Source organism: Citrobacter sp. Cpo147 (assembly GCF_030332405.1).
Classification (GTDB): Bacteria; Pseudomonadota; Gammaproteobacteria; order Enterobacterales; family Enterobacteriaceae; genus Citrobacter; species Citrobacter portucalensis.
On the sequence record NZ_JAOWHX010000041.1, the window covers coordinates 15,705 to 40,995 of the forward strand.

Below are 25,291 nucleotides of genomic sequence, written 5' to 3' on the forward strand. Positions count from 1 at the left end.
ATTCCTGTATTAGTCAAACTCCAGTTCCACCTGCTCCGAACCAATAAGGCCACGGAGATCGTTTAGCAAACGATCGCTCGGAGAGACACGCCACGTCGCGCCAAAACGCAACCGCGCACGTGCATCCGCCCTCTGATAGTAGAGATGTACTGGAATTGTCCCCGAGCGGTGGGGTTCCAGAGACTGACGGAGTCGGTTTAAAAGCTGGTCATCAATTTGCCTGTCCGTCAGCGAGATAGCAAGCCCGCGAGCATATTTTTCCCGGGCTTCGTCAATATCCATGACTTCACGGGCCATCATTTTAAGCCCGCCGCTGAAGTCATCAAAGCTGACCTGTCCGCTGACGATAAGTATGCGGTCTTTTTCCAGCAATTGCTGGTATTTATCCAGAGCATCGGTAAACAACATAACTTCCAGACGTCCGGAACGGTCATCCAGTGTACAGATGCCGATACGATTGCCGCGCTTGGTGACCATTACCCGCGCAGCAATGACGAGCCCCGCAGCCGTGGTGACTTTACCACGTTCTGTCGGATGCATGTCTTTCAGCCTGTAGCCTCCGACATAGCGCTCAATTTCTTTTAAATACTGGTTGATGGGGTGTCCCGTCAGGTAAAGCCCCAACGTTTCACGCTCACCATCTAATACCACCTGCTCCGGCCACGGTTGGCAACTGGCATAGGATTGTTCAATTTGCTCCGGTTCTTCCGCCAGCACGCCAAACATATCGGCCTGACCGATGGCTTCGGCTTTTGCATGCTGATCGGCGGCTTTTAGCGCATCGTTGAGCGAATTCATCAACGCCGCACGATGCGGGCCAAGGCGATCAAACGCCCCGGACATAATTAACTTTTCCAGCACCCGGCGGTTAAGTTTTTTGATATCCGTGCGCGCACAGAGATCAAACAGCTCACGGAAGTAACCGCCTTCGTTACGCGCCTCAATAATAGCTTCAATTGGTCCTTCACCCACGCCTTTTATCGCGCCGATGCCATAAACAATCTCGCCATCATCATTCACGTGAAAATGGTAAAGCCCGGAGTTGATGTCCGGCGGCAGGATTTTGAGCCCCATACGCCAGCATTCATCTACCAGCCCGACCACTTTCTCAGTGTTATCCATATCGGCGGTCATTACCGCCGCCATAAACTCAGCAGGATAATGCGCCTTCAGCCACAGCGTCTGGTAAGAGACAAGCGCATAGGCTGCGGAGTGCGATTTGTTAAATCCGTAACCGGCGAATTTCTCCACCAGGTCAAAGATTTTCATCGCCAGTTCGCCGTCTACGCCGCGCTTTTTCGCCCCTTCTTCAAAGGTGCCGCGCTGCTTAGCCATCTCTTCCGGCTTTTTCTTACCCATCGCACGACGCAGCATATCCGCGCCGCCAAGGGTGTACCCGGACAACTCCTGGGCAATCTGCATAACCTGTTCCTGATACAGGATAATGCCGTAGGTCGGCTCCAGTACCGGTTTCAGACACTCATGCTGCCATTGTACGTCCGGGTAGGAAATCTCTTCGCGACCATGCTTACGGTCGATAAAGTTATCTACCATCCCCGACTGTAGCGGACCAGGGCGGAACAGAGCCACCAGTGCGATCATGTCTTCGAAGCAGTCAGGCTGCAGACGTTTGATCAGGTCTTTCATACCGCGGGATTCAAGCTGGAAGACAGCCGTGGTCTCCGAGCGTTGCAGCATATCGAAGCTTTTCTTGTCATCCAGCGGGATAGCCGCAATATCCAGCGGTGGCTCACCGTTCTTTTCACGGCGCGCGTTGATCATTTCCAGCGCCCAGTTGATGATGGTGAGCGTACGCAGGCCGAGGAAGTCGAACTTCACAAGACCGGCATATTCCACGTCGTTCTTATCAAACTGAGTAACCGGGTGCAGCCCCTGCTCATCGCAGTACAGCGGCGCAAAATCAGTAATCTTTGTCGGTGCGATAACCACACCACCGGCGTGCTTACCGGCGTTACGCGTGACGCCTTCCAGCTTACGCGCCATATCGATCAGCGCTTTAACCTCTTCATCTGCCTCATAGATTTCCGGCAGTTGCGGTTCGGCTTCAAAGGCTTTTGCCAGCGTCATGCCCGGGTCGGGCGGCACCAGTTTCGAAATACGGTCAACGAAACCGTACGGATGCCCCAGCACGCGGCCCACGTCGCGGATAACCGCTTTTGCAGCCATCGTACCAAAGGTAATAATCTGCGAAACCGCATCACGACCGTACATTTCCGCCACGTGCTCGATAACCTGGTCGCGTTTCTCCATACAGAAGTCAACGTCGAAGTCGGGCATTGAGACACGTTCCGGGTTAAGGAAACGTTCGAACAGCAGGTCAAATTCCAGCGGATCGAGATCGGTAATTTTCAGCGCATAGGCGACAAGTGAGCCAGCGCCGGAACCACGTCCCGGGCCTACCGGTACGCCGTTATCTTTCGACCACTGGATAAATTCCATAACGATCAGGAAGTAGCCAGGGAATCCCATCTGGTTGATAACTTTAAGTTCAACTTCCAGACGTTCATCGTAAGGCGGGCGCTTCTGCGCACGAACTTCAGGGTCAGGGAACAAAAATTCGAGACGTTCTTCCAAACCTTCGCGTGATTTCGCCACGAGGAAATCCTCGGTGGTCATATCGCCGGTCGGGAACTGCGGCAGGAAATATTCGCCCAGACGCACCGTCACGTTGCAGCGTTTGGCTATCTCGACAGTGTTTTGCAGTGCTTCCGGAATATCGGAGAACAGCTCGCACATCTCATCTTCGCTGCGCATGTATTGCTGCGGCGAATAGTTACGCGGGCGTTTCGGGTCATCAAGGGTGAACCCGTCGTGGATCGCTACGCGGATTTCATGCGCGTCGAAATCTCCGGTTTCCAGGAAGCGGACATCGTTAGTCGCCACCACCGGTAGACCACGCGTTTCGGCCAGTGCTACGGCTGCGTGCAGATAATTTTCTTCATCTTGCCTGCCGGTGCGAATCAATTCGAGGAAATAGCAATTGGGAAAATGTTCTTCGTAAAACGCCACGCACTCGTCAACCAGTGCGCTATTGCCGCGCAGCAGGCTGCGTCCGACATCGCCCATGCGACCGCCGGAGAGCAAAATCAAACCTTCTTTTAGCTCGACCAACCAGTCCCGGTCGATAACCGGTCCTTCTGCGCCATAGCCGCGCTGATAGGCTTTCGAAATCAACAACGTCAGGTTCTGATAGCCGGTATTATTTGCGGCCAGCACGGTGAGCTGCGTGAGTTCATCGCCCAACAGCTCACTGCGGACATGAAAATCTGCGCCAACTATCGGCTTGATACCCGCGCCGTGACCCGCTCCGTAAAACTTCACCAGACCACACAGGTTGGTAAAATCGGTGATCGCCAGCGCAGGCATGCCTAACGCGGCCGCCTTTTTTACCAGCGGCCCGGTTTTCGCCAGCCCATCGATCATGGAGTAGTCGCTGTGCACCCGTAGGTGGACGAAACGTGGTTCAGACATCTTCAGATTCCTTCGACACAAGAATCAGGACGAGAGTCCCAGTGCGCGTTTGACGGGGCCAAAGCTGCGGCGATGGTGCTCAGTCGCACCATGCAGTGCCAATTTTTCCAGATGAAATGCGGTTGGATAGCCTTTGTGCTGTGCAAAACCATACTGTGGAAAAACCGTATCCAGCGCCGCCATTTCAGCGTCACGGGTCACTTTTGCCAGAATCGATGCGGAGCTAATCTCCGCCACGCGGCTATCGCCTTTGACCACCGCCATCGACGGTACCGGTAATGCCGGGCAACGATTGCCGTCAATCAGCACGTATTCGGGCGCAATATGCAATCCCGCAACCGCACGCTGCATGGCCAGCATGGTGGCATGCAAAATGTTCAGCTCGTCGATTTCATGCGGTTCCGCCCGACCAAGGCTCCAGCTTAACGCTTTTTCTTTAATTTCATCAAACAGCGCCAGGCGACGTTTTTCTGACAGTTTTTTTGAGTCGTTAAGACCGATAATAGGGCGAGCCGGATCCAGAATGACGGCAGCAGTGACGACCGCACCGACCAAAGGGCCGCGCCCGACTTCATCCACACCCGCCACTAAATGCGTATGCGGATACACAAATTCAATCATTGCGCTAACTCCAGGACCGCATCCGCCGCCTGCTCATCAGCATTGCAACGGATCTGCTGGTGCAGTTCACGGAATGTGTCGTGCATCGCATGGCTGGTTTTACCATTTGCCAGCAACGGCAACAGCGCTTGCGACAGCGCCTGCGGTTCACACTCTTCCTGCAACAGCTCTTTAACCAGTTCTCTTCCCGCCAGCAGGTTCGGTAGCGAAACGTAATCCGTTTTCACCAGGCGCTTCGCCAGCCAAAAGGTGAAGGGTTTCATACGGTAGCCAACCACCATCGGGCATTTTGCCAGCATACATTCCAGCGCGGCGGTACCAGAAGCCAGCAGTGCGGCATCGCTGGCCACCATTGCTTCACGTCCCATCCCATTGAGCAGATGTACAGAAAGCTCCGGTGCAACTTCCGCTTTAATGCGTTCAAACTGCTCGCGACGTTTGGCATTCACCAACGGCACCACCACTTCGAGATCCGGATAATGCTGGCGTAATAGCTGCGCCGTTTTCAGAAAATCGGCGCTGAGCATTTCCACTTCTGCACCACGGCTTCCTGGCAGTAGCGCCAGGCAGTGAGCGTCATGAGGAATGCCCAGAACATCACGCGCCGCATTTTTATCCGGGTCCAACGGCATGGCATCTGCCATGGTATGACCGATAAAGCGGCACGGGACGTTAAATTTGTCATAAAACGCCTTTTCGAAAGGCAGAAAGGCCAGCACCATGTTGGTGGATCTGCCTATTTTGAAAACGCGTTTCTGTCGCCACGCCCAAACGGACGGACTGACATAATGAATGGTTTTAATGCCCTGTCTTTTCAAATTCCCTTCGAGGGTAATATTGAAATCAGGTGCATCAATGCCGACGAAAACATCCGGCTTTAAGTCGGTGAATCGGCGAGTGAGGTCGGCACGAATATGCAGTAAACGGCGCAGGCGTCCGAGCACTTCAACAATACCCATGACCGCCAACTCTTCCATTTCGTACCAGGCTTCACAACCTTCGGCCTGCATCAGCGGCCCCGCCACGCCAACAAAGCGCGCATTGGGAACGCGAGCCTTGAGTGCACGGATTAACCCTGCACCAAGAATATCGCCGGAGGTTTCTCCGGCGACGAGGGCAATCGTTAAAGGACGCTGTTCAGTCATTAACGAATCAGGCCACGCGTTGAGCGCTCAAAGAAGTCGCTGAAAGCCTGAACTTCGGGGTACTGTTTCGCCAGTTCCGCGATTTCTGGTTTCACTTCTTCCAGCGTTTTACCGCTACGGTACAACGCTTTGTAGGCGTTACGAATCGCGGTAATCGCTTCGCGGGTAAATCCACGACGCTTCAGACCTTCGATATTGACGCCAAACGGCGTCGCGTGGTTGCCCTGGGCGATAACGTACGGAGGCACGTCCTGGGCTACACCAGAACAGCCACCAACCATCACATGAGCACCGATGATGCAGAACTGATGCACCGCGGTCATGCCGCCGATGATAACAAAATCATCAAGCGAAACATGTCCGGCAAGCGTGGCGTTATTCGCCAGAATACAGCGGTTTCCTACCGTACAATCATGCGCGACGTGTGCATTAATCATCAATAAGTTATCGCTGCCCACCTTCGTCACTCCACCGCCCTGCACTGTGCCACGATGAATGGTGACGCTTTCGCGGATGCGGTTGCGATCGCCAATTTCCACACGGGTCGGTTCGCCAGCATATTTAAGATCCTGGTTAACTTCACCGATGGAGGCAAACTGATAGATCTCGTTATCGCGACCAATTTTTGTATGGCCATTCACGACAACGTGAGACTTCAGTACGGTACCCTCACCAATTTCAACATGGGGTCCAACAATACAAAATGGGCCAATGTGAGCATTGGCACCAATGCTGGCGCCCTCTTCTACAATGGCGGTCGGGTGAATAAAGGCGGATTTATCAATCACGTATCAGGCCTCCCGGCTACGGGCACACATCATCGTTGCTTCGCACACAACTTTACCGTCGACCAGCGCAACCCCTTTAAAACGGGTCAGGCCACGGCGCGTTTTCTCGAAAGTCACTTCCATGATCATCTGATCGCCAGGCACGACAGGACGCTTAAAACGTGCTTCATCAATACCCGCGAAATAATACAGTTCGCCTGGTTCCAGTTTTCCTACGCTTTTAAACGCGAGGATACCGGTAGCCTGTGCCATCGCTTCCAGAATCAATACGCCAGGGAAAATAGGTTTACCCGGGAAGTGGCCCTGAAAGAAAGGCTCGTTAACGGATACATTTTTCACTGCGCGCAGAAAACGACCTTCTTCAAAATCCAGCACGCGGTCAACCAGCAGAAACGGAAAACGGTGCGGCAGAAGTTCTAAAATCTCTTCAATATGCAGAGTATGAGTGTTAGTAGTCAAAATACTCTTCCTGTCAAAATATACTAAAAGGCAATAATAACACGGCCTGTCGCAATCGTATGAATGGGACAGGCCGAAAAGTCAGACATGCAAAAACGGTGCTTTAGTCTTGTTGATTAACCTTGCGCTCAATCGCTTTGAGGCGCTTGCTCATATCATCAATATTCATCACCAGTGCAGCTGTTTTACGCCATACCTTGTTGGGTTGTAGCGGAATGCCTGAGGAGTAGACGCCAGGTTCAGTGATAGGACGCATCACCATACCCATGCCAGTTACCGTAACTTTGTCGCATATTTCCATATGCCCATTGATCACGCTGGCACCGCCAATCATGCAATAACGGCCAATCTTCAGGCTACCCGCCATAATGACGCCACCGGCTACCGCCGTATTGTCGCCAATCACAACGTTATGCGCAATCTGGCACTGGTTATCAATGATAACACCATTACCGATCACAGTATCGTCCAGAGCACCACGGTCAATGGTGGTACAAGCGCCGATCTCGACGCGATCGCCGATAATCACGCGACCAAGCTGGGGGATCTTCACCCAGTTACCACGATCGTTCGCGTAACCAAATCCATCAGATCCAACGACGGTGCTGGACTGGATCAGGCAATTTTCACCGATCTGGATGTCGTGGTAAATCGTCACATTCGCCCACAAGCGTGAACCTGCACCGATTTTGGTATTTTTTCCGACGAAACAACCTGCACCGATAACCACGTTATCGCCCAGTTCTACGCCAGACTCAATGACCGCATTTGCGCCCACAGAGACATTATTACCCAGCTTCGCCGTTGCATCGATCACTGCACTGGGTGCAATGTTCTGTGCAGGCTGAGGCGTGGTATCTAAAATTTGCGCCATACGTGCATAGGTCAGATAGGGATTCTTCACTACCAGCGCCGCACTCTTAGCAAAAGGAAGATCGTCCTGCGTCATCACAACGGCAGACGCCTGGCATACGCCTAAGTGTTCACGGTATTTAGGATTCACCATGAACGTGATATTGCCAGTTTGCGCAGATTGCATGGACGCTACGCCGGTGATGACGATATCGCCATCACCGTGTAATTCTGCATCCAACTGCTCTGCTAAATCAGCCAGTCGAATTGAAGGCATTACTTATTTAACCTGTTTCAGTACGTCAGCGGTGATGTCTTTTACATCGCTGCTGTTGTATGCAACGGTGTTTGCGTCAACGACCAGATCAATGCTCTGGCTGCTGGCAACAGATTTCACAGCTGTCTGGATACGAGTAACCAGTTTGCCACGTTCTTCGTTGGAACGACGTGCACGATCCTGCTCGAAAGCCTGAGCTTTCTGAGAGAAAGTCTGGCGCTGAGCCATAACGTCTTTTTCCAGCTTGGTACGATCGCTACCCGCTTTCATTGATTGCAGACGCTGCATTTTAGATTGCAGATCGGATTCCATACGCTGCAGTTCGCTGGCACGGCCTTTGAACTCGTTTTCCAGCGTAGCAGAAACACCCGTCTTCTGTGCAACCTGTTGGAACAGGCTACCCATATTGACGATTGCAATTTTGTCAGCAGCCTGTGCGGACGTTGCCATCGCTAAACCGAGACCTGCAGCTAATAACCACTTTTTCACAATTAACTCCTTACCATCCCATTTGCACCCGAAGGTGCAGTTCTTTGCGTGGCCAGGCGATCCCATGCAAGATCGCCTAAAGTCATCGCTACACTACCACTACATTCCTTTGCGAAGAACAGTTACCAGGTTTTACCAATGTTAAACTGGAACTGTTCCGCTTTGTCTCCATCGTACTTCTTGAACGGCTGGGCGTAGGAGAAAACCAACGGCCCCAATGGGGACATCCATTGTAACGCGATACCCGCTGACATACGGATATTGCTCGGATCACTATAGTCCGGCACATCCGACGGCGCAGATGACGGATCCCAGTTAGTATCCCAAACGGTACCCATATCCCAGAAGAAGGAAGTGCGGACCGAGTTAGCATACTTATCGCTGATAAACGGCGTCGGGGTAATAAATTCCAGGCTGGCGACAGCCATGGCGTTACCACCTACCGCATCATCTGATTTACAGCCTGAATCCTGAGTACATTCTTCGTTATCGCCGTCATTCCAGTCTGTGCTAGCACCCTTTTTATAGACCGCTTTCGGACCAATGGTGTTGGACTGGAAGCCACGCACGGTACTGGAACCACCGGCGTAGAAGTTCTCGTAGAACGGCATCTCTTTGCTGCCAATGCCATCCCCATAACCTACCTTGGTACGACCCAGAACAACCCACTTGTGGTCGTCATCGATCGGCATATAGGTCGCGGTATCCATCGACAGTTTGTAGTATTCGTTGTCAGAACCCGGAATGGTGACTTTACCGTTCAGGTTGACACGCGAACCGTCTGTCGGGAAATAACCACGGTCTAACTTGTTGTATGTCCAACCGTAGTTAAAGGTGAAATCATCAGCGGCAAAACTGCTGGTATCAGCGGATTGTCCCATCGACTCAAGATAACGCTCCATTGCGATCTGCGGCTGCATATTGGACAGTTTGTTATGTACATAACCCAGGCCCGCGCGCAACGTGTTGTATTCGTTGACCGGGAAGCCCAGCGTCACGTCTGTACCATAACTTTTGTTGGTATAGTCGGACAGGTCTGCATCATCCGCTTCAAAGTCGTTATAGAAGACGCGGCCACCAAGGCTCACACCATCAACGGTGAAGTACGGGTTAGTGACAGACAACTCAGTATAGGTCTGGTAATCGTTTTTGGTGCCGTTAATCCCGACAGAATAACCGGTACCTAACCAGTTATCCTGCTGAACGCCAGCCTGGAAGCTCACGCCGCTCTCGGTACCGTAACCGACGCCGAAGTTAAAGCTACCGGTGTTACGCTCTTTGACCTTGTAGACCACATCAACCTGATCCGGGCGGCCCGGTACACGCTGAGTATCGGTATCAACGGTTTCAAAGTAACCCAGACGGTTCAGACGCTCTTTACCCTGATCGACCAGATCGCTGCCCAACCATGCGCCTTCCATCTGACGCATTTCGCGACGCAGAACGGAGTCTTTAGAAGTGTCGTTACCTTCAAAACGGATCTTACGCACATAGAAACGGTTACCCGCATCCACGTTTACACGCAATTTAACGGTTTTGTCAGCGTCGTTGATTTCAGGCTGCGACTGAACGCGCGGATAGGCATAGCCATAGCGACCCAGAAGCTTCTTGATGTCATCTTCCATTTTGGTCACTTTGGTGCCGTTATAGAGTTCACCTGGCTCGATCTTCGTCAGGGTCTCAATTTCGGCGGAGTGCCCGGCCAGGTTACCGCTCACCTGAACCCCAGAAAGCTTGTACTGCTCGCCTTCAGTGATGTTAACGGTGATGTAGATGCCTTTTTTATCCGGCGTCAGGCTGACCTGAGTGGAATCAATATTGAAGCGAGCATAACCGCGATCCAGATAGTAGCTGCGCAGGGTTTCAAGATCGCCCGCCAGCTTCTGTTTCTGGTATTTACGATCGCCTACCACGTTCCACCACGGCACTTCGTCACGCAACTGGAAGTGAGAGATAAGTTCGTCAGTTGAGAAGGCATGGTTGCCGACGATATTGATCTGTTGGATCTTCGCCGAAACACCTTCCTGGAAGACCAGCTTGAGGTCAACACGGTTACGCGGCAACGGCGTCACCACCGCTTTCACACTGGCGCTGTACTTACCGACGCTATAGTAGAAATCTTCCAGGCCCTTTTCGATATCGGCAAGCGTTGTGCGATCCAGAGACTCGCCAACACGCACGCCAGACGCCTCGAGGTTTTGCTTCAGCATGTCATCTTTCACCGATTTGTTACCGGAGAAAGTGATGCTGGCAATCGTCGGACGTTCTTTTACCTGAACCAGAAGGGTATCACCATCGCGCAGGACGCGGACATCCTCAAAGTTACCGGTGGCGAACAGAGCACGAATGGTATTACTGATGTCTTCATCATTAACCGTGTCGCCTGTGCGCACCGGCATACTGAGGAGAGCCGCACCAACGGCGACTCGCTGTAGGCCTTCGAAATGAATGTCCTTCACTACGAACCCTTCAGCACCGTATACGGTGGCGCTGCTAAACAGCAGCGACGCTATGAGCAACTTTTTCATCGCCATCGTTATTATGCGTTCTTCCTAACACTCTCTTACAACCGAGAGAAATCATTGAAAAGTGCAAGCCCCATTAACAACACCAGCAAGATAGAGCCAATGCGATAACTAAAGTCTTGAACCCGCTCGGATACCGGACCGCCCTTCAGCTTTTCAATCGCCAGGAACAGCAGATGCCCCCCGTCAAGAACGGGCAACGGAAACAGGTTGATTATCCCTAAGTTCACGCTGATAAGCGCAAGGAACATCAGGTAATAAATAATCCCGAACTCCGCTGACATCCCAGCCCCCTGGGCGATAGAAATCGGCCCACTGAGGTTGTTCAGTTTTACATCACCGGTAATCAATTTTCCCAGCATACTGACCGTCAGCTTCATCAACTGCCACGTTTTATCCGAGGCTTCGAGGATGGCGCTGAATGGCCCATACTGGCGTACAGTCTTATACTCATCAGGCAGAGGAATAACTTTAGGCACCACGCCCGCAAACCCTTCTGCCTTCCCGTTAACCTGTTTTGAATCTGGGGTTAACGTTAAAGACAAGGAACTTCCTTGTCTTTCAATATCTAGCGCTAACGGCGTATCCGGATTATCGCGCACCAGCGTCACGAACGTCATCCATTGCGTCAGTGACTGACCATTGACTTTAACGATCCTGTCGCCAGCTTGCAAACCTGCCTTACTTGCAGCGGAATTAACCTGCACTTCTGACAGTACCGGTTCAATCTGCGGACCACGCGGACGCATGCCCAAACTAGAGACAGGATCCTCTTTGTCTGGCTCAAATGCCCAATGGCGTAAATCCAGCGTTTTGTCCTGCCGCTGGTTGCTGCCAAACTGCGCCACGCTGAGGGTTGTATGCTCATCGCCGATTTTGGATACCAGTTGCAATCGCACTGCATCCCAATCAGGGGTTTCGATGCCATCAACCGCTTTTAGTTCCGTACCCGGCTGAATTTGCGCCTGTGCAGCAATCGAGTTGGGTGTTATTTCACCAACAACCGGACGAACACCAGGGACACCAATGATAAACACCAGCCAATAAGCAAAAATAGCAAAAAGGAAGTTTGCAATCGGACCCGCGGCGATAATAGCTGCACGTTGTCCAACCGTTTTATTGTTGAAGGCGTAATGGCGCAATTCCGGTGCGACCGGTTCAGCGCGCTCATCCAGCATTTTGACGTAACCGCCGAGGGGAATCATGGCGATGACGTATTCCGTACCTGATTTATCGGTACGCCGCCAAAGCGCTTTTCCAAAGCCAATGGAAAAGCGTTCGACGCGGACTCCGCAGCGCCGCGCAACCCAGAAATGACCAAATTCATGCACGGTGATAAGCACACCAAGTGCGATGATGAACGCAGCCAAATTCCAGAGAATACTCAGCATAAGACCATCCGTTAGAGCGTCCTGAACACCAGTAACAACAGGCAGGCAAAGACCGGTACCGCAGCCGTCAGGCTATCAATACGATCCAGAATACCGCCGTGTCCTGGAATTAAGTGACCACTGTCCTTAATACCTGCTTCACGCTTAAACATACTCTCGGTCAGGTCACCCAGCACGGAGGCCAGGGCTGCAACGATGGAGCAAATGAGCAAGGTGACAGGCGCAACTTCAAGATTCGCCCACATGCCATAACCCCATGAGATCACGGCCGCAGTGGCGAGTCCGCCAATAAAACCCTGCCAGGTTTTACCAGGAGAAACCTTCGGTGCCAGCTTATGTTTGCCAAACAGCTTACCAAACATATACGCACCAGAGTCCGCTCCCCAAACGAGGATCATGACATATAGCAGCCATAGCGCGCCACTATAATGATTCTCATCATAGTGCCATGCACGTAGCGCCAGCATTCCCCAAAAGAACGGGACAATGGTTAACACGCCGAAAATTATGCGTAATGTTTTGGAATTACGCCAGACCGACGCAGACCCTGGGTAAAACAATACCAGTAATAGCGCTACGACCCACCAGCCCAGCGACGCCCACAGCGATACTTCAACCAGCGGTTGATGGATATCGCGATGGTATTCTGGCAGCAAAAATAGCATCAGTGCCAGCAATAGCCCGCACAAAACCGCCAGCCAGACTCGCTGCGTACGCGTGGTAAAACCGCTTAACTGTCCCCATTCCCAGGCGGCCAACATACAGACGACCAACGTAACAATGGCGAACCCCACCGGCGGCAGCAAAAACAGCGCCGCGATGACAACGGGTATTAAAACAAAAGCAGAAATCAGGCGATACTTCAGCAAAAGCGACCCCCATCAGGCTTTTTCATCACCGGGTTCGGTGCCGCCGAAACGACGCTCACGATTAGCAAAGGCATGCAGCGCACCTTCAAAGTCTTGTTCATCGAAATCGGGCCAGAGAACATCGGTAAAGTAAAGTTCGGCGTAGGCAATTTGCCACAACAGAAAATTACTAATTCGGTGCTCTCCCCCAGTCCTTATCACTAAATCCACAGGAGCCAGCTCATGCATACAAATTTGCTGCCCAAGCATCTCTTCATCGATTTGCTCAGGATGCAGCACACCGTCCTGCACCTGTTGTGCCAGTTGCCTGACTCCCTGGACAATATCCCACCGTCCACCGTAATTCGCTGCAATATTCAGCGTCAACCCGGTATTCTGGGCGGTAATCGCTTCTGATTTGCGAATCCGTTCTTGCAAACGTGAGTTAAATCGACTGATATCCCCGATAATACGCAGGCGTACGTTATGGCGATGCAGGTTTTTCACTTCACTATCAAGTGCCCACACAAACAGTTCCATTAACGCGCTCACTTCCTGCGCAGGTCGGTTCCAGTTCTCACTGCTAAAGGCATACAGCGTTAACGCATCAATACCGTTATTTGCAGCAAAAGAGACAGCCCGGCGGACGGATTTTGCTCCAGCCTTATGCCCAAAGGCGCGAATCTTCCCTTGCTTTTTCGCCCAGCGGCCATTGCCATCCATGATAATTGCGACATGGCGACAACCATGTGCTGGCAAATTTTCGCTTAATGGTTTAGTTGCAGACAACATAACGCGTTATTAGTCCCTGAAAGGATTTACGGTACTCAGGAATACTGAAGCCTATCCACAAAAAAGCCGTGTCAAACCACGGCTTACCCGACCGAAAAAAAGCAAATACCCGCGATCGGGTGGCGCAGACTATATCACTGAAGCCCAACGCTAACAAATAGCACGATTCTCCGTAGAGGGATTATCATCAGCTTGAGAGTCGCATCACTTCTTTTCTGGCGACTTCCCGCGCGATGGCATCGACCTTCAACACGTCGTCAACGCTCTGTGGTTCCTGCAAATCCATCTTATCCAGTACGGATAAATTGAGATCGGCAATATCGGTAAATCGGATCTGCTGCGCCAGGAATGCGGCAACGGTAATTTCATTCGCGGCATTGAGTGCGGTCGTCGCCGCCTGACCTTGCTCAAACGCGTCCATCGCCAGTTTCAGGCACGGATAACGCTGGTAGTCAGGTGCGGAAAACGTCAACGCACTGAGTTTGCAAAAATCGACAGGCTTAACACCAGACGTCACACGTTCTGGCCATGCCATCGTATGGGCAATAGGCGTACGCATATCAGGTTCACCCAACTGCGCCAGAACACTACCATCCTGATAACGGACCATCGAATGAATAACCGACTGCGGGTGGATCAGCACTTCCATCTGGCTTGCACTGGCATTAAATAACCAACGCGCTTCAATGTATTCCAGACCTTTGTTCATCATGGTGGCGGAATCGACAGAAATTTTTCGTCCCATCGACCAATTCGGATGACGACATGCCTGATCGGGGGTCATAGAGACCAGATCGCGCAATGGCGTTTCACGGAATGGGCCACCAGACCCGGTAAGCAGAACTGACATGACGCCGTTTTGCTCAAGGTCAGCGTATCCCAGATTGTGTTGGATAGGTTGCGGTAAACTCTGAAAAATCGCGTTATGCTCGCTATCTACCGGCAAAAGCTGCGCTTTGTGGCGTTTCACGTCGTCCATAAACAGACGACCGCAGGTCACCAGCGATTCTTTATTCGCCAGCAAAATGCTTTTACTCGCACGAATTGCCGCCAGCGTCGGCAGCAAACCCGCTGCGCCGACAATCGCCGCCATGACCTGATCAACATCATCCAGCGCAGCCATATCACAGGCAGCCTGCTGCCCGCTCATCACCTCGGTACGGCTACCCTGTGCCAAAAGAGCAGCTTTTACCTGTGCCGCGCTTTTTTCATCATCCATTACCGCATAGCGAGGCGCAAACTCCAGGCATTGCTCTACCATACGGGCAACATTTTTACCCGCCACCAACGCAGCAACACGAAATTTTTCCGGGTTATGGCGTACTACATCCAGCGTACTGCAACCAATGGAACCGGTTGATCCCAGGATGGTTAATTGCTTCATCGGACATCCAGAAGAATTTTACTCGTCATACTTCAAGTTGCATGTACGTTGGCTTTACTCGGCCTTTAGCGTCACCGCCTTCCTGCAACTTGAATTATTTAGAGTATGTAGACAGAAAAAAGCAAAACGCCGCCATCCAGCCTTCTCAGGCCTTCTAAGCGGCGTTTTTAGCGTACAGGCGAATCAGAACTGCATCAGTTCTGCTTCTTTCTCTGCCAGCGCCGCATCAACTTTCTTGATTGCTGCGTCAGTCAGTTTCTGTACGTCGTCCTGAGAACGGCGATCGTCATCTTCGCTGATCTCTTTTTCTTTCAACAACGCTTTCACTTTGTCGTTTGCATCACGGCGTACGTTACGTACCGCAACACGCGCGCCTTCAGCTTCACCACGTACGATCTTGGTCAGATCTTTACGACGTTCTTCGGTCAGCGGCGGCAGCGGAACGCGGATGTCAGAGCCCGCAGAGCTTGGATTCAGACCGAGGTCGGAAGCCATGATTGCTTTCTCAACGGCTGGACCCATAGAACGGTCAAATACGTTGATTTTCAGGGTACGGGAATCTTCAACCGTTACGCTTGCCAGCTGGCGCAGCGGAGTCGGCGTGCCGTAATATTCCACGACAATACCATCCAGCAGGCTAGGAGAAGCACGACCCGTGCGAATTTTGCTGATTTGATTTTTGAACGCTTCGACGCATTTGTCCATGCGTACTTCAGCATCTTTTCTGATATCGTTGATCACGTTACGAATCCTTGAAAGCTTGTTTCAGTCAGACCATACCCGCCACGCAAGATGTGACAAGTATAGTCTTGATTAATTTTGAGGGACGTATCCCGCGACATTAAAGCGGAATATTACCTGCATTTAGCCGCAACGGGAATTATTCCGTGATTAACGTGCCTTCTTTTTCACCCATAACAACACGGCGCAGTGCACCTGGTTTGTTCATGTTAAAGACACGAATCGGTAGTTTGTGGTCACGAGCCAGCGTGAACGCGGCAAGATCCATTACTTTCAGCTCTTTATCCAGTACTTCAGTGTAGGTCAACTGTTCGTACATAGTCGCCGTTGGATCTTTAGCCGGGTCGGCAGTAAATACGCCATCGACTTTGGTGGCTTTCAGAACCACATCCGCTTCAATTTCAATACCGCGCAGGCAGGCTGCAGAATCGGTGGTGAAGAACGGATTGCCGGTACCCGCAGACAAAATAACAACGCGGTTGTTACGCAGCAGGCTGATAGCTTCAGCCCAGCTGTAGTTATCACACACGCCGTTCAGAGGAATTGCGGACATCAAGCGAGCGTTCACATAGGCGCGGTGAAGCGCATCGCGCATCGCCAGACCGTTCATTACGGTGGCTAACATGCCCATGTGGTCGCCCACAACGCGGTTCATCCCCGCTTTCGCCAGACCAGCGCCACGGAACAGGTTACCACCACCAATCACTACGCCAACCTGAATACCCAGCTCAACCAGCTCTTTGATTTCCTGAGCCATGCGGTCGAGGATGCTTGCATCAATACCGAAGCCTTCTGAACCTTGCAGAGCTTCGCCACTTAACTTAAGCAGAATACGTTTGTAGACGGGTTTTGCATTGGTAGCCATGTTTCTTTCCTGAGACTGTCAACGAATGAGATGAGTTAATTCCGGCGACATTGTATGTCGCTTTTCAGCATGACCACTATAGCGGTTCGCTGAATTTACAAGCCAGACACAAAAAGAAGCCGCCCTCAGGCGGCTCCTTTAAAAATTAAGACTGCTTGGACATCGCAGCAACTTCTGCTGCAAAGTCAGTCTCAACTTTCTCGATGCCTTCACCCACTTCAAAGCGGATGAAACCAGTTACGTCAGCGTTATGCTCTTTCAGCAGCTGACCAACAGATTTGCTCGGTTCCATGACGAAAGGCTGACCGGTCAGAGAAACTTCGCCGGTGAATTTCTTCATGCGGCCTTCAACCATTTTCTCTGCGATTTCTTTCGGCTTGCCAGACTGCATAGCGATGTCCAGCTGAACCTGGTATTCTTTTTCTACCACTTCAGCAGAAACGTCTTCCGGCTTAACAAATTCTGGTTTGCTTGCAGCAACGTGCATTGCCAGCTGTTTAACCAGTTCTTCGTCAGCGCCAGTTGCAGCAACCAGAACACCGATACGAGCACCGTGCTGGTAGTTACCCAGAACTTCGCCTTCCAGGGAAGCAACGCGACGGATGTTGATGTTCTCACCGATTTTAGCAACCAGAGCAACACGTTCTTCTTCGAACTGTGCTTTCAGAACTTCAACGTCAGTGATTTTGCCAGCAACGGCAGCGTCCAGTACTTTGTCAGCAAATGCCTGGAAACCAGCATCTTTAGCAACGAAGTCAGTCTGGCAGTTAACTTCCAGAATGAAAGCGATGTTGCCGTCGATTTTGGTTTTGATTACGCCGTCAGCAGCAACGTTGCCTGCTTTTTTCGCCGCTTTGATTGCACCGGACTTACGCATGTTTTCGATTGCCAGCTCGATGTCGCCATTAGCTTCAGTCAGTGCTTTTTTGCAATCCATCATGCCTGCGCCAGTACGCTCACGCAGCTCTTTTACCAGGGATGCGGTAATTTCAGCCATTCTAAAATCCTCGGAAGATTTGATCTGCCCGGCATGAAACCGCACAGATTTAAAAGTGAAAAAGGGGGCCATATACAGGCCCCCTAACCAAACGTGATACTACCTGGTCTATAAGGGCTCTAACGAGCGTGCCTTATTATTCAGCTTCTACGAAGCTTTCTTCCGCCTGGGAAGCCAGATCCTGAGAACGGCCTTCACGAACGGTAGTAGCTACAGCACCCAGGTACAGGGTCACAGCACGGATTGCGTCGTCGTTACCCGGGATAACGAAGTCAACACCGTCCGGATCAGAGTTGGTATCAACGATAGCAAATACTGGGATACCCAGGTTGTTTGCTTCTTTGATAGCAATGTGCTCGTGGTCAGCATCGATTACGAACAGAGCGTCCGGCAGACCGCCCATGTCTTTGATACCGCCCAGGCTGTTTTCCAGTTTCTCAAGCTCACGAGTACGCATCAGCGCTTCTTTCTTGGTCAGCTTTTCGAAAGTACCGTCCTGAGACTGAGTTTCCAGATCTTTCAGACGTTTGATGGACTGACGAACGGTTTTCCAGTTAGTCAGCATACCGCCCAGCCAGCGATGGTTCACGAAGAACTGGTCGCAGCTGTTAGCAGCTTCTTTCACCGCTTCGCTTGCAGCGCGTTTAGTACCAACGAAAAGGATTTTACCTTTACGAGCAGAGATCTTGTTCAGTTCAGCCAGAGCTTCGTTGAACATCGGTACAGTTTTCTCAAGGTTGATGATGTGAACTTTGTTACGCGCACCGAAGATGAACGGCTTCATTTTCGGGTTCCAGTAACGGGTCTGGTGACCGAAGTGAACACCAGCCTTGAGCATGTCGCGCATGGAAACAGTTGCCATGATTAAAACCTCTATATATAAAAGTTGGGGTTAAGCCTCCACGCATCCCATATTACCGACCCCAAAGGGCACCCCGGAATATGTGCCGATACGTGTGTGTTGTTACACAAAGTGAGATTTGTCGCTCCCGTCCATCGTGTGTAGTCTTCGAATGGATCGGAAGTCCGGCGCGCTTTATACCACAAATACGCCACCGACACCAATAATTGTTGGCGGTCTGTGCTGAATGAACGATGAATTTCGTGTTACAGGAAGGCGGCAAAATTTTGAATCCCCGGGAGCTTACAACCAGTAAGTGACTGGGGTGAAAAAATGTAGCCACGCATTTGTGGCACGAAAGGCGAAGTTCAGAATGATTCTCAATTTGGCAGGGTACACCCCAGACTGATACCATTGACAGCACTTACACAATTATTGTCGAAATAATCGACACTGATGGACAGAATTTATGGCTATCTCAATCAAGACCCCTGAAGAAATCGAAAAAATGCGCGTCGCTGGCCGCCTGGCCGCTGATGTACTGGAAATGATCGCGCCGTTTGTTAAACCGGGCGTCAGCACCGGCGAGCTGGATCGCCTCTGTAATGACTATATCGTGAATGAGCAGCAGGCCATTTCCGCCTGCCTGGGCTATCACGGCTATCCGAAATCCGTATGTATCTCTATTAATGAAGTGGTGTGCCACGGGATCCCGGACGACGCCAAACTTCTGAAAGACGGCGACATCGTCAACATCGACGTAACCGTGATTAAAGACGAGTACCACGGCGATACCTCGAAAATGTTCATCGTCGGCAAACCTACTATTCTGGGCGAGCGTCTGTGCCGCGTCACACAGGAAAGCCTGTATCTGGCGCTGCGAATGGTAAAACCGGGCATTCGCCTGCGCACGCTGGGCGCTGCTATTCAGAAATACGCGGAAGGCGAAGGTTTCTCTGTCGTTCGTGAATACTGCGGTCACGGTATCGGTCGCGGCTTCCATGAAGAGCCACAGGTTCTGCACTACGATGCAGACGACGGTGGTGTGGTACTGCAACCGGGCATGACGTTCACCATAGAACCGATGCTGAATGCCGGTGATTACCGCATCCGCACCATGAAAGACGGCTGGACGGTGAAAACCAAAGACCGGAGCTTGTCTGCACAGTACGAGCATACTATTGTAGTGACGGAAAACGGCTGTGAAATTCTGACGTTACGCAAGGATGACACCATCTCGGCGATCATCACACACGGCGAATAATGTTTTGCCTGATGGCGATGCATTCGCATCTTATCAGGCCTACAAATTGTACTACTTAGTAGGCCGGATAAGGCGTTCACGCCATCATCCGGCTTTTTAATGGGTGGCGCATAATGAATACTCTTCCTGAACAGCACGCAAATACTGCCCTCCCCACCCTGCCTGGCCAACCGCAAAACCCAGGGACATGGCCACAGCAAGATCTCAACTGCTCCGGCATTAAAGCGCATATTGACACCTTCCAGAGCTGGTTAGGCGAAGCGTTTGACAGTGGAATTTCCGCAGAACAGCTCATTGAGGCCCGCACCGAATTTATTGACCAACTGCTACAGCGTTTGTGGATAGAAGCTGGGTTCGGGCAAATAGCCGATCTGGCGCTGGTTGCCGTTGGCGGCTACGGGCGAGGCGAATTGCACCCGCTTTCCGATATTGACCTGCTGATCCTGAGTCGTAAAAAGCTGCCTGATGCGCAGGCCGAGAAAGTCGGTGAGCTGTTAACGCTGCTATGGGACGTGAGGCTGGAGGTTGGACATAGCGTGCGTACGCTGGAAGAGTGTCTGCTGGAAGGATTATCAGATTTAACCGTCGCCACCAATCTGATTGAAACTCGCCTCCTGATCGGCGATGTGGCGCTGTTTCTAGAGCTGCAAAAGCATATTTTTAGCGAAGGTTTCTGGCCTTCCGACAAGTTTTACGCCGCCAAAGTGGAAGAGCAGAATCAGCGCCACCAGCGCTATCACGGCACTAGCTACAACCTGGAGCCGGATATCAAAAGCAGTCCCGGCGGCCTGCGCGATATCCATACCCTGCAGTGGGTGGCCCGTCGCCATTTTGGCGCCACCTCACTGGACGAAATGGTCGGTTTCGGCTTTTTGACGCTGGCAGAACGTGCCGAGCTCAATGAATGTTTGCATATCCTGTGGCGGATTCGCTTCGCCCTGCATCTGGTCGTTAGTCGTTACGACAACCGCCTGCTGTTTGACCGCCAGCTCAGCGTGGCGCAACGGCTAAACTACGGCGGCGAAGGCAACGAACCTATCGAGCGGATGATGAAAGACTATTTCCGCGTCACCCGACGGGTCAGCGAACTGAATCACATGCTGTTGCAACTGTTCGACGAGGCGATCCTCGCCATGCCCGCCGATGAAAAACCTCGCCCGATTGATGACGACTTCCAACTGCGCGGCACGTTGATCGATCTGCGCAACGACGATCTGTTTATCCGCAAACCCGAAGCGATACTGCGGATGTTTTACATCATGGTGCGTAACAGCGCGATCAGCGGGATTTACTCCACCACGTTGCGCCATCTGCGTCATGCCCGCCGTCATTTAACCCAACCGCTGTGCTACATCCCGGAAGCGCGATCGCTGTTTCTCAGTATGTTACGCCATCCGGGCGCGGTGAGCCGCGGTCTGCTGCCGATGCATCGCCACAGCGTGTTGTGGGCCTATATGCCGCAATGGTCGCATATTGTCGGCCAAATGCAGTTTGACCTGTTTCATGCCTATACGGTGGATGAACACACCATCCGCGTAATGCTCAAGCTGGAAAGTTTTGCCAACGAAGAGACCCGTCAGCGCCATCCGCTGTGTGTGGATCTATGGCCGCGTCTGCGACAGCCGGAGTTGATTCTGATTGCCGCGCTGTTCCACGATATCGCCAAAGGCCGCGGCGGCGATCACTCGGTGCTCGGCGCTCAGGACGTGCTCAAGTTCGCCGAACTGCACGGCCTGAATTCCCGCGAAACGCAGCTGATCGTGTGGCTGGTGCGCCAGCATTTGCTGATGTCGGTGACCGCTCAGCGCCGCGATATTCAGGATCCCGAAGTGATCAAGCAATTCGCCGAAGAGGTACAAACGGAACACCGTCTGCGCTTTTTGGTGTGTCTGACCGTCGCGGATATTTGCGCCACCAACGAAACGCTGTGGAATAGCTGGAAGCAAAGCCTGCTACGCGAGCTGTACTTCGCAACGGAAAAACAACTGCGTCGTGGCATGCAAAATACGCCGGATATGCGTGAGCGTGTACGCCATCATCAGCTTCAGGCGCTGGCGCTACTGCGAATGGACAACATTGATGAAGAAGCGTTGCACCACATCTGGTCACGCTGTCGCGCCAACTACTTCGTGCGTCACAGCCCAAATCAGCTGGCCTGGCATGCGCGCCATCTGCTGCAACACGATCTCAGCAAGCCGCTGATCCTGCTCAGCCCACAGGCCACGCGCGGCGGGACAGAAATTTTCATCTGGAGCCCTGACCGTCCTTACCTGTTTGCCGCCGTCTGCGCTGAACTGGACAGGCGTAATCTTAGCGTCCACGATGCGCAGATTTTCACTACCCGCGATGGGATGGCGATGGATACGTTCATCGTACTGGAACCGGACGGCAGCCCGCTGTCTTCAGACCGACATGAAGCGATCCGTTTTGGACTGGAACAGGCCATCACGCAGCGCAGTTGGCAGCCACCGCAACCGCGTCGCCAGCCGGCAAAATTACGCCACTTTACCGTCGATACTGAGGTCACCTTTTTGCCGACCCATACCGACCGAAAATCATTCCTGGAGCTTATCGCTCTCGACCAGCCCGGCCTGCTGGCGCGGGTCGGGCAGATTTTTGCCGATCTGGGAATTTCGCTGCATGGCGCCCGAATTACAACCATTGGCGAGCGAGTAGAAGATTTATTCATAATCGCCACCGCCGACCGGCGCGCCCTTAATAATGAGCTGCAGCAGGAAGTGCATCAACGGTTGACAGAGGCCCTCAATCCAAACGATAAAGGGTGATGTTTTTATTTATTATGGAAAGAGTTTAACAATGCAGCAGTTACAGAACGTTATTGAGTCCGCTTTCGAGCGCCGTGCCGACATTACTCCGGCAAATGTAGATACCGTAACCCGCGAAGCGGTGAATCAGGTTATTTCTTTACTGGATTCCGGTGCACTGCGCGTCGCAGAGAAGATTGAGGGTCAGTGGGTCACGCATCAGTGGCTGAAAAAGGCGGTCCTGCTCTCTTTCCGTATTAACGATAATCAGGTCATCGAAGGTGCGGAAAGCCGTTACTTCGATAAAGTACCGATGAAATTCGCCAACTATGACGAAGCGCGCTTCCAGAAGGAAGGTTTCCGTGTGGTTCCGCCTGCGGCCGTGCGTCAGGGTGCGTTTATCGCCCGTAACACCGTGCTGATGCCATCTTACGTAAACATCGGCGCTTATGTTGATGAAGGTACGATGGTTGATACCTGGGCGACAGTCGGTTCCTGCGCGCAAATCGGTAAAAACGTACACCTGTCCGGCGGCGTTGGCATCGGCGGCGTACTGGAGCCGTTACAGGCTAACCCGACCATCATCGAAGACAACTGCTTCATCGGCGCACGTTCTGAAGTGGTTGAAGGCGTAATCGTCGAAGAAGGCTCTGTTATTTCTATGGGCGTGTACATCGGTCAGAGCACCCGTATTTACGATCGTGAAACTGGCGAAGTGCATTATGGTCGCGTTCCGGCAGGCTCCGTGGTCGTCTCCGGCAACCTGCCGTCGAAAGATGGCAAATACAGCCTGTACTGCGCGGTGATTGTGAAGAAAGTCGATGCCAAAACGCGTGGCAAAGTGGGAATCAACGAGCTGTTACGCACCATCGACTAACAGCGATTTGAAAAAGCGGGCTTAGCCCGCTTTTTTTACATCTGCGAGTGGCATAAACAAGGCTTTTCGTTAATTATTCAATGGTTATAGTGAGCTTAAGGGTACCGCTATGTATGACAATCTGAAAAGTCTGGGCATTACTAATCCTGAAGAGATCGATCGTTACAGCCTGCGGCAAGAAGCCAACAACGATATCCTGAAAATCTATTTCCAGAAGGATAAAGGCGAGTTTTTTGCCAAGAGCGTGAAGTTCAAATATCCCCGTCAGCGCAAAACGGTGGTTGCCGATGGCGTCGGCCAGGGTTACAAAGAAGTGCAGGAGATCAGTCCCAACCTGCGCTATGTGATCGACGAACTGGATCAGATCTGCCAGCGCGATCGCAGCGAAGTCGATCTTAAACGCAAGATCCTTGATGATTTACGTCATCTTGAAAGCGTTGTGACCAACAAGATCAGCGAAATTGAAGCCGATCTCGAAAAACTGACGCGTAAATAAGCCGTTTGTTGCCGGATGGCGGCGTCTTACGCCTTATCCGGCCTACAGGTATATCCTCGTAGGCCTGATAAGCTAGCGCCATCAGGCAATTAATCAATGCTGTTCATCCAGTTGTAACGCCACATACAGCAGCAGTCGGTCGTCAAAGTTCCCCAGATCCAGCCCGGTCAGTTCTGAAATACGATTCAGGCGATATTCCAGCGTATTGCGATGAATAAACAGTGCCTTTGATGTCGCCAGTGGCTGGACGTTATGACGAAACCATGCCGCCAATGTCCGACGCAGCAACCCGTTGTTATCCATCGCCTTCAGCCTCACCAAAGGACGCGCCAGCTCATTGGCCTGCCAGCCACCGCGCAGGCTGTCCAACAGCACTGGCAGCATCAAGTCCTGATAGAAATAGCTACGGCTTTCCGGCATCCGCTGTTTACCGACCATCATGGTAGTGCGCGCCGTACGATACGAACGGGCAATGCTACCGGGCCCGGTAAAATAGTTGCCCAGCGATACGCGAAACCGCAGCTGTCCGTTTTCTTTCATACGGGCAATAAGCTGCTCAACGCGCTTACGATGATCTTCAGCGTCCCAGCGGCCAAACTGATTGAGCGCCGGTTTCAGCACCACCATCTCAGTCAGAGAAACAATCGCAATCAGATTATTACGTTCGGGCGTAGTCAACGCATTCTGCAATTGCTGTAGCTCCGCCATTGCACTGTCGACGCCAAGCTGGCCACTATCGACCTCCAATACCGCCACCACGCGCGGCTGGTTCAAATCAATGCCTAAACGCTGAGCCCATTCCATCAGCGCTGGCGTATTCTCTTCCGCCTGAATCAGGTTCATCACCAGCTCTTCACGCAGACGGCTATCCTGCGCTAACAGATGCATCAAGCGCGACTGTTCCAGCATCATCTCGGCGGTCATACACACTAACTCGCCGTATTTGCGCAGATGTTCCGGCTCGCCGGTAAGGCCGATAACGCCAACGATTTCGCCTTCCAGACGCAGCGGCAGGTTTATCCCCTGTCGTACACCGTGCAAGTGACGTGCAACCGCATCGTCGATATCGACCACCCGCCCTTGCGAAAGCACCAGCAGTGCGCCTTCGTGCAATTCACCAATACGTTCGCGATCGCCGCTGCCGATTATCCGCCCACGGGCATCCATTACGTTGATATTGGTATCAATGATGCGCATGGTACGCGCCACGATATCCTGCGCCATTTTGGTATCAAGATGCCAACCAGCCATAAACCCCTCCTGTGAGCAGAGCTCAAGCATAGGGAAGATAATAAGCGGCGACATTGTGCAAATGCACAAAGCGAAAGGGAGAAGTATGGAGTTGTGGGAAGTATCACAAAAAGAAACCCCTTCCTGTGCAG

21 protein-coding genes are annotated in these 25,291 nt (G+C 52.1%); 4 read left to right on the top strand and 17 right to left on the bottom strand.

The annotated features are described in order from the left end of the window. Nucleotides 1-9: 9 nt before the first annotated feature. From dnaE to rpsB, 16 genes are all read right to left on the bottom strand, one after another. Nucleotides 10-3,492 carry a DNA polymerase III subunit alpha gene (gene dnaE / locus OGY06_RS20870; RefSeq protein ID WP_008786271.1) on the bottom strand — a complete coding sequence of 1,161 codons (3,483 nt, stop codon included), beginning with the start codon at nucleotides 3,490-3,492 and terminating at the stop codon, nucleotides 10-12. A gap of 24 nt (nucleotides 3,493-3,516) precedes the next feature. Next, nucleotides 3,517-4,113 (bottom strand): ribonuclease HII, encoded by a 597-nt coding sequence (gene rnhB / locus OGY06_RS20875; protein ID WP_286605923.1) that lies wholly within the window; start codon nucleotides 4,111-4,113, stop codon nucleotides 3,517-3,519. Beyond that, the gene (gene lpxB, locus OGY06_RS20880) at nucleotides 4,110-5,258 is read right to left on the bottom strand and encodes a lipid-A-disaccharide synthase (protein WP_063941139.1); all 1,149 of its coding nucleotides are present in this window, start codon (nucleotides 5,256-5,258) and stop codon (nucleotides 4,110-4,112) included. The genes rnhB and lpxB overlap by 4 nt, the downstream gene beginning before the upstream one ends. Further along, entirely contained in the window at nucleotides 5,258-6,046 is a 789-nt protein-coding gene (lpxA, locus tag OGY06_RS20885) for an acyl-ACP--UDP-N-acetylglucosamine O-acyltransferase (RefSeq protein WP_003018525.1), read from the bottom strand. The genes lpxB and lpxA overlap by 1 nt, the downstream gene beginning before the upstream one ends. A gap of 3 nt (nucleotides 6,047-6,049) precedes the next feature. Then, on the bottom strand, nucleotides 6,050-6,505 hold the full coding sequence (fabZ, locus tag OGY06_RS20890; protein WP_003018528.1) for a 3-hydroxyacyl-ACP dehydratase FabZ: 456 nt from the start codon (nucleotides 6,503-6,505) through the stop codon (nucleotides 6,050-6,052). A 103-nt stretch (nucleotides 6,506-6,608) separates the two neighbouring features. Further along, the gene (gene lpxD, locus OGY06_RS20895; RefSeq protein WP_003018531.1) at nucleotides 6,609-7,634 is read right to left on the bottom strand and encodes a UDP-3-O-(3-hydroxymyristoyl)glucosamine N-acyltransferase; all 1,026 of its coding nucleotides are present in this window, start codon (nucleotides 7,632-7,634) and stop codon (nucleotides 6,609-6,611) included. Between the two features lie 3 nt (nucleotides 7,635-7,637). Further along, the gene (gene skp, locus OGY06_RS20900; RefSeq protein ID WP_003018533.1) at nucleotides 7,638-8,123 is read right to left on the bottom strand and encodes a molecular chaperone Skp; all 486 of its coding nucleotides are present in this window, start codon (nucleotides 8,121-8,123) and stop codon (nucleotides 7,638-7,640) included. Nucleotides 8,124-8,245: 122 nt separating this feature from the next. Next, nucleotides 8,246-10,657, bottom strand: coding sequence for an outer membrane protein assembly factor BamA (gene bamA / locus OGY06_RS20905; protein WP_164563109.1), 2,412 nt, complete (start codon nucleotides 10,655-10,657; stop codon nucleotides 8,246-8,248). Between the two features lie 29 nt (nucleotides 10,658-10,686). After that, a complete protein-coding gene (gene rseP, locus OGY06_RS20910) occupies nucleotides 10,687-12,039 on the bottom strand; it encodes a sigma E protease regulator RseP (protein WP_003829173.1) in 1,353 nt (450 codons plus the stop codon). 11 nt (nucleotides 12,040-12,050) lie between these two features. Beyond that, complete coding sequence (gene cdsA, locus OGY06_RS20915; RefSeq protein WP_003829174.1) at nucleotides 12,051-12,908, bottom strand: phosphatidate cytidylyltransferase; 858 nt, start codon at nucleotides 12,906-12,908, stop codon at nucleotides 12,051-12,053. Between the two features lie 12 nt (nucleotides 12,909-12,920). Next, on the bottom strand, nucleotides 12,921-13,679 hold the full coding sequence (gene ispU / locus OGY06_RS20920) for a (2E,6E)-farnesyl-diphosphate-specific ditrans,polycis-undecaprenyl-diphosphate synthase (RefSeq protein WP_008786266.1): 759 nt from the start codon (nucleotides 13,677-13,679) through the stop codon (nucleotides 12,921-12,923). A 187-nt stretch (nucleotides 13,680-13,866) separates the two neighbouring features. Continuing rightward, entirely contained in the window at nucleotides 13,867-15,063 is a 1,197-nt protein-coding gene (ispC, locus tag OGY06_RS20925) for a 1-deoxy-D-xylulose-5-phosphate reductoisomerase (protein ID WP_003829176.1), read from the bottom strand. A 183-nt stretch (nucleotides 15,064-15,246) separates the two neighbouring features. Next, entirely contained in the window at nucleotides 15,247-15,804 is a 558-nt protein-coding gene (frr, locus tag OGY06_RS20930; RefSeq protein ID WP_003018547.1) for a ribosome recycling factor, read from the bottom strand. Between the two features lie 139 nt (nucleotides 15,805-15,943). Next, complete coding sequence (pyrH, locus tag OGY06_RS20935) at nucleotides 15,944-16,669, bottom strand: UMP kinase (RefSeq protein ID WP_003018549.1); 726 nt, start codon at nucleotides 16,667-16,669, stop codon at nucleotides 15,944-15,946. A 145-nt stretch (nucleotides 16,670-16,814) separates the two neighbouring features. Next, complete coding sequence (gene tsf, locus OGY06_RS20940) at nucleotides 16,815-17,666, bottom strand: translation elongation factor Ts (protein WP_003018551.1); 852 nt, start codon at nucleotides 17,664-17,666, stop codon at nucleotides 16,815-16,817. A 136-nt stretch (nucleotides 17,667-17,802) separates the two neighbouring features. Then, entirely contained in the window at nucleotides 17,803-18,528 is a 726-nt protein-coding gene (rpsB, locus tag OGY06_RS20945) for a 30S ribosomal protein S2 (RefSeq protein ID WP_003018553.1), read from the bottom strand. Nucleotides 18,529-18,976: 448 nt separating this feature from the next. On the opposite strand from rpsB, the gene map reads away from it, so the two are divergent. From map to OGY06_RS20965, 4 genes are all read left to right on the top strand, one after another. Continuing rightward, the gene (gene map / locus OGY06_RS20950) at nucleotides 18,977-19,771 is read left to right on the top strand and encodes a type I methionyl aminopeptidase (protein ID WP_286605924.1); all 795 of its coding nucleotides are present in this window, start codon (nucleotides 18,977-18,979) and stop codon (nucleotides 19,769-19,771) included. 113 nt (nucleotides 19,772-19,884) lie between these two features. After that, entirely contained in the window at nucleotides 19,885-22,557 is a 2,673-nt protein-coding gene (gene glnD / locus OGY06_RS20955) for a bifunctional uridylyltransferase/uridylyl-removing protein GlnD (RefSeq protein WP_164563110.1), read from the top strand. 31 nt (nucleotides 22,558-22,588) lie between these two features. Then, entirely contained in the window at nucleotides 22,589-23,413 is an 825-nt protein-coding gene (gene dapD, locus OGY06_RS20960; protein ID WP_003829186.1) for a 2,3,4,5-tetrahydropyridine-2,6-dicarboxylate N-succinyltransferase, read from the top strand. 109 nt (nucleotides 23,414-23,522) lie between these two features. Continuing rightward, nucleotides 23,523-23,909: a DUF3461 family protein gene (locus tag OGY06_RS20965; protein WP_003018562.1), complete on the top strand. Its 387-nt coding sequence runs from the start codon at nucleotides 23,523-23,525 to the stop codon at nucleotides 23,907-23,909. 93 nt (nucleotides 23,910-24,002) lie between these two features. Here the strand turns inward: OGY06_RS20965 and cdaR are convergent, their stop codons facing one another. After that, on the bottom strand, nucleotides 24,003-25,160 hold the full coding sequence (cdaR, locus tag OGY06_RS20970) for a DNA-binding transcriptional regulator CdaR (RefSeq protein ID WP_003829189.1): 1,158 nt from the start codon (nucleotides 25,158-25,160) through the stop codon (nucleotides 24,003-24,005). Nucleotides 25,161-25,291 lie beyond the last annotated feature (131 nt).

Coding starts and splice junctions, on each gene's coding strand:
- dnaE (WP_008786271.1), bottom strand. CDS start 3,492: ATGTCTGAACCACGTTTCGTCCACCTACGGGTGCACAGCGACTACTCC.
- rnhB (WP_286605923.1), bottom strand. CDS start 4,113: ATGATTGAATTTGTGTATCCGCATACGCATTTAGTGGCGGGTGTGGAT.
- lpxB (WP_063941139.1), bottom strand. CDS start 5,258: ATGACTGAACAGCGTCCTTTAACGATTGCCCTCGTCGCCGGAGAAACC.
- lpxD (WP_003018531.1), bottom strand. CDS start 7,634: ATGCCTTCAATTCGACTGGCTGATTTAGCAGAGCAGTTGGATGCAGAA.
- bamA (WP_164563109.1), bottom strand. CDS start 10,657: ATGGCGATGAAAAAGTTGCTCATAGCGTCGCTGCTGTTTAGCAGCGCC.
- rseP (WP_003829173.1), bottom strand. CDS start 12,039: ATGCTGAGTATTCTCTGGAATTTGGCTGCGTTCATCATCGCACTTGGT.
- ispU (WP_008786266.1), bottom strand. CDS start 13,679: ATGTTGTCTGCAACTAAACCATTAAGCGAAAATTTGCCAGCACATGGT.
- ispC (WP_003829176.1), bottom strand. CDS start 15,063: ATGAAGCAATTAACCATCCTGGGATCAACCGGTTCCATTGGTTGCAGT.
- pyrH (WP_003018549.1), bottom strand. CDS start 16,669: ATGGCTACCAATGCAAAACCCGTCTACAAACGTATTCTGCTTAAGTTA.
- tsf (WP_003018551.1), bottom strand. CDS start 17,666: ATGGCTGAAATTACCGCATCCCTGGTAAAAGAGCTGCGTGAGCGTACT.
- rpsB (WP_003018553.1), bottom strand. CDS start 18,528: ATGGCAACTGTTTCCATGCGCGACATGCTCAAGGCTGGTGTTCACTTC.
- map (WP_286605924.1), top strand. CDS start 18,977: ATGGCTATCTCAATCAAGACCCCTGAAGAAATCGAAAAAATGCGCGTC.
- glnD (WP_164563110.1), top strand. CDS start 19,885: ATGAATACTCTTCCTGAACAGCACGCAAATACTGCCCTCCCCACCCTG.
- dapD (WP_003829186.1), top strand. CDS start 22,589: ATGCAGCAGTTACAGAACGTTATTGAGTCCGCTTTCGAGCGCCGTGCC.
- OGY06_RS20965 (WP_003018562.1), top strand. CDS start 23,523: ATGTATGACAATCTGAAAAGTCTGGGCATTACTAATCCTGAAGAGATC.
- cdaR (WP_003829189.1), bottom strand. CDS start 25,160: ATGGCTGGTTGGCATCTTGATACCAAAATGGCGCAGGATATCGTGGCG.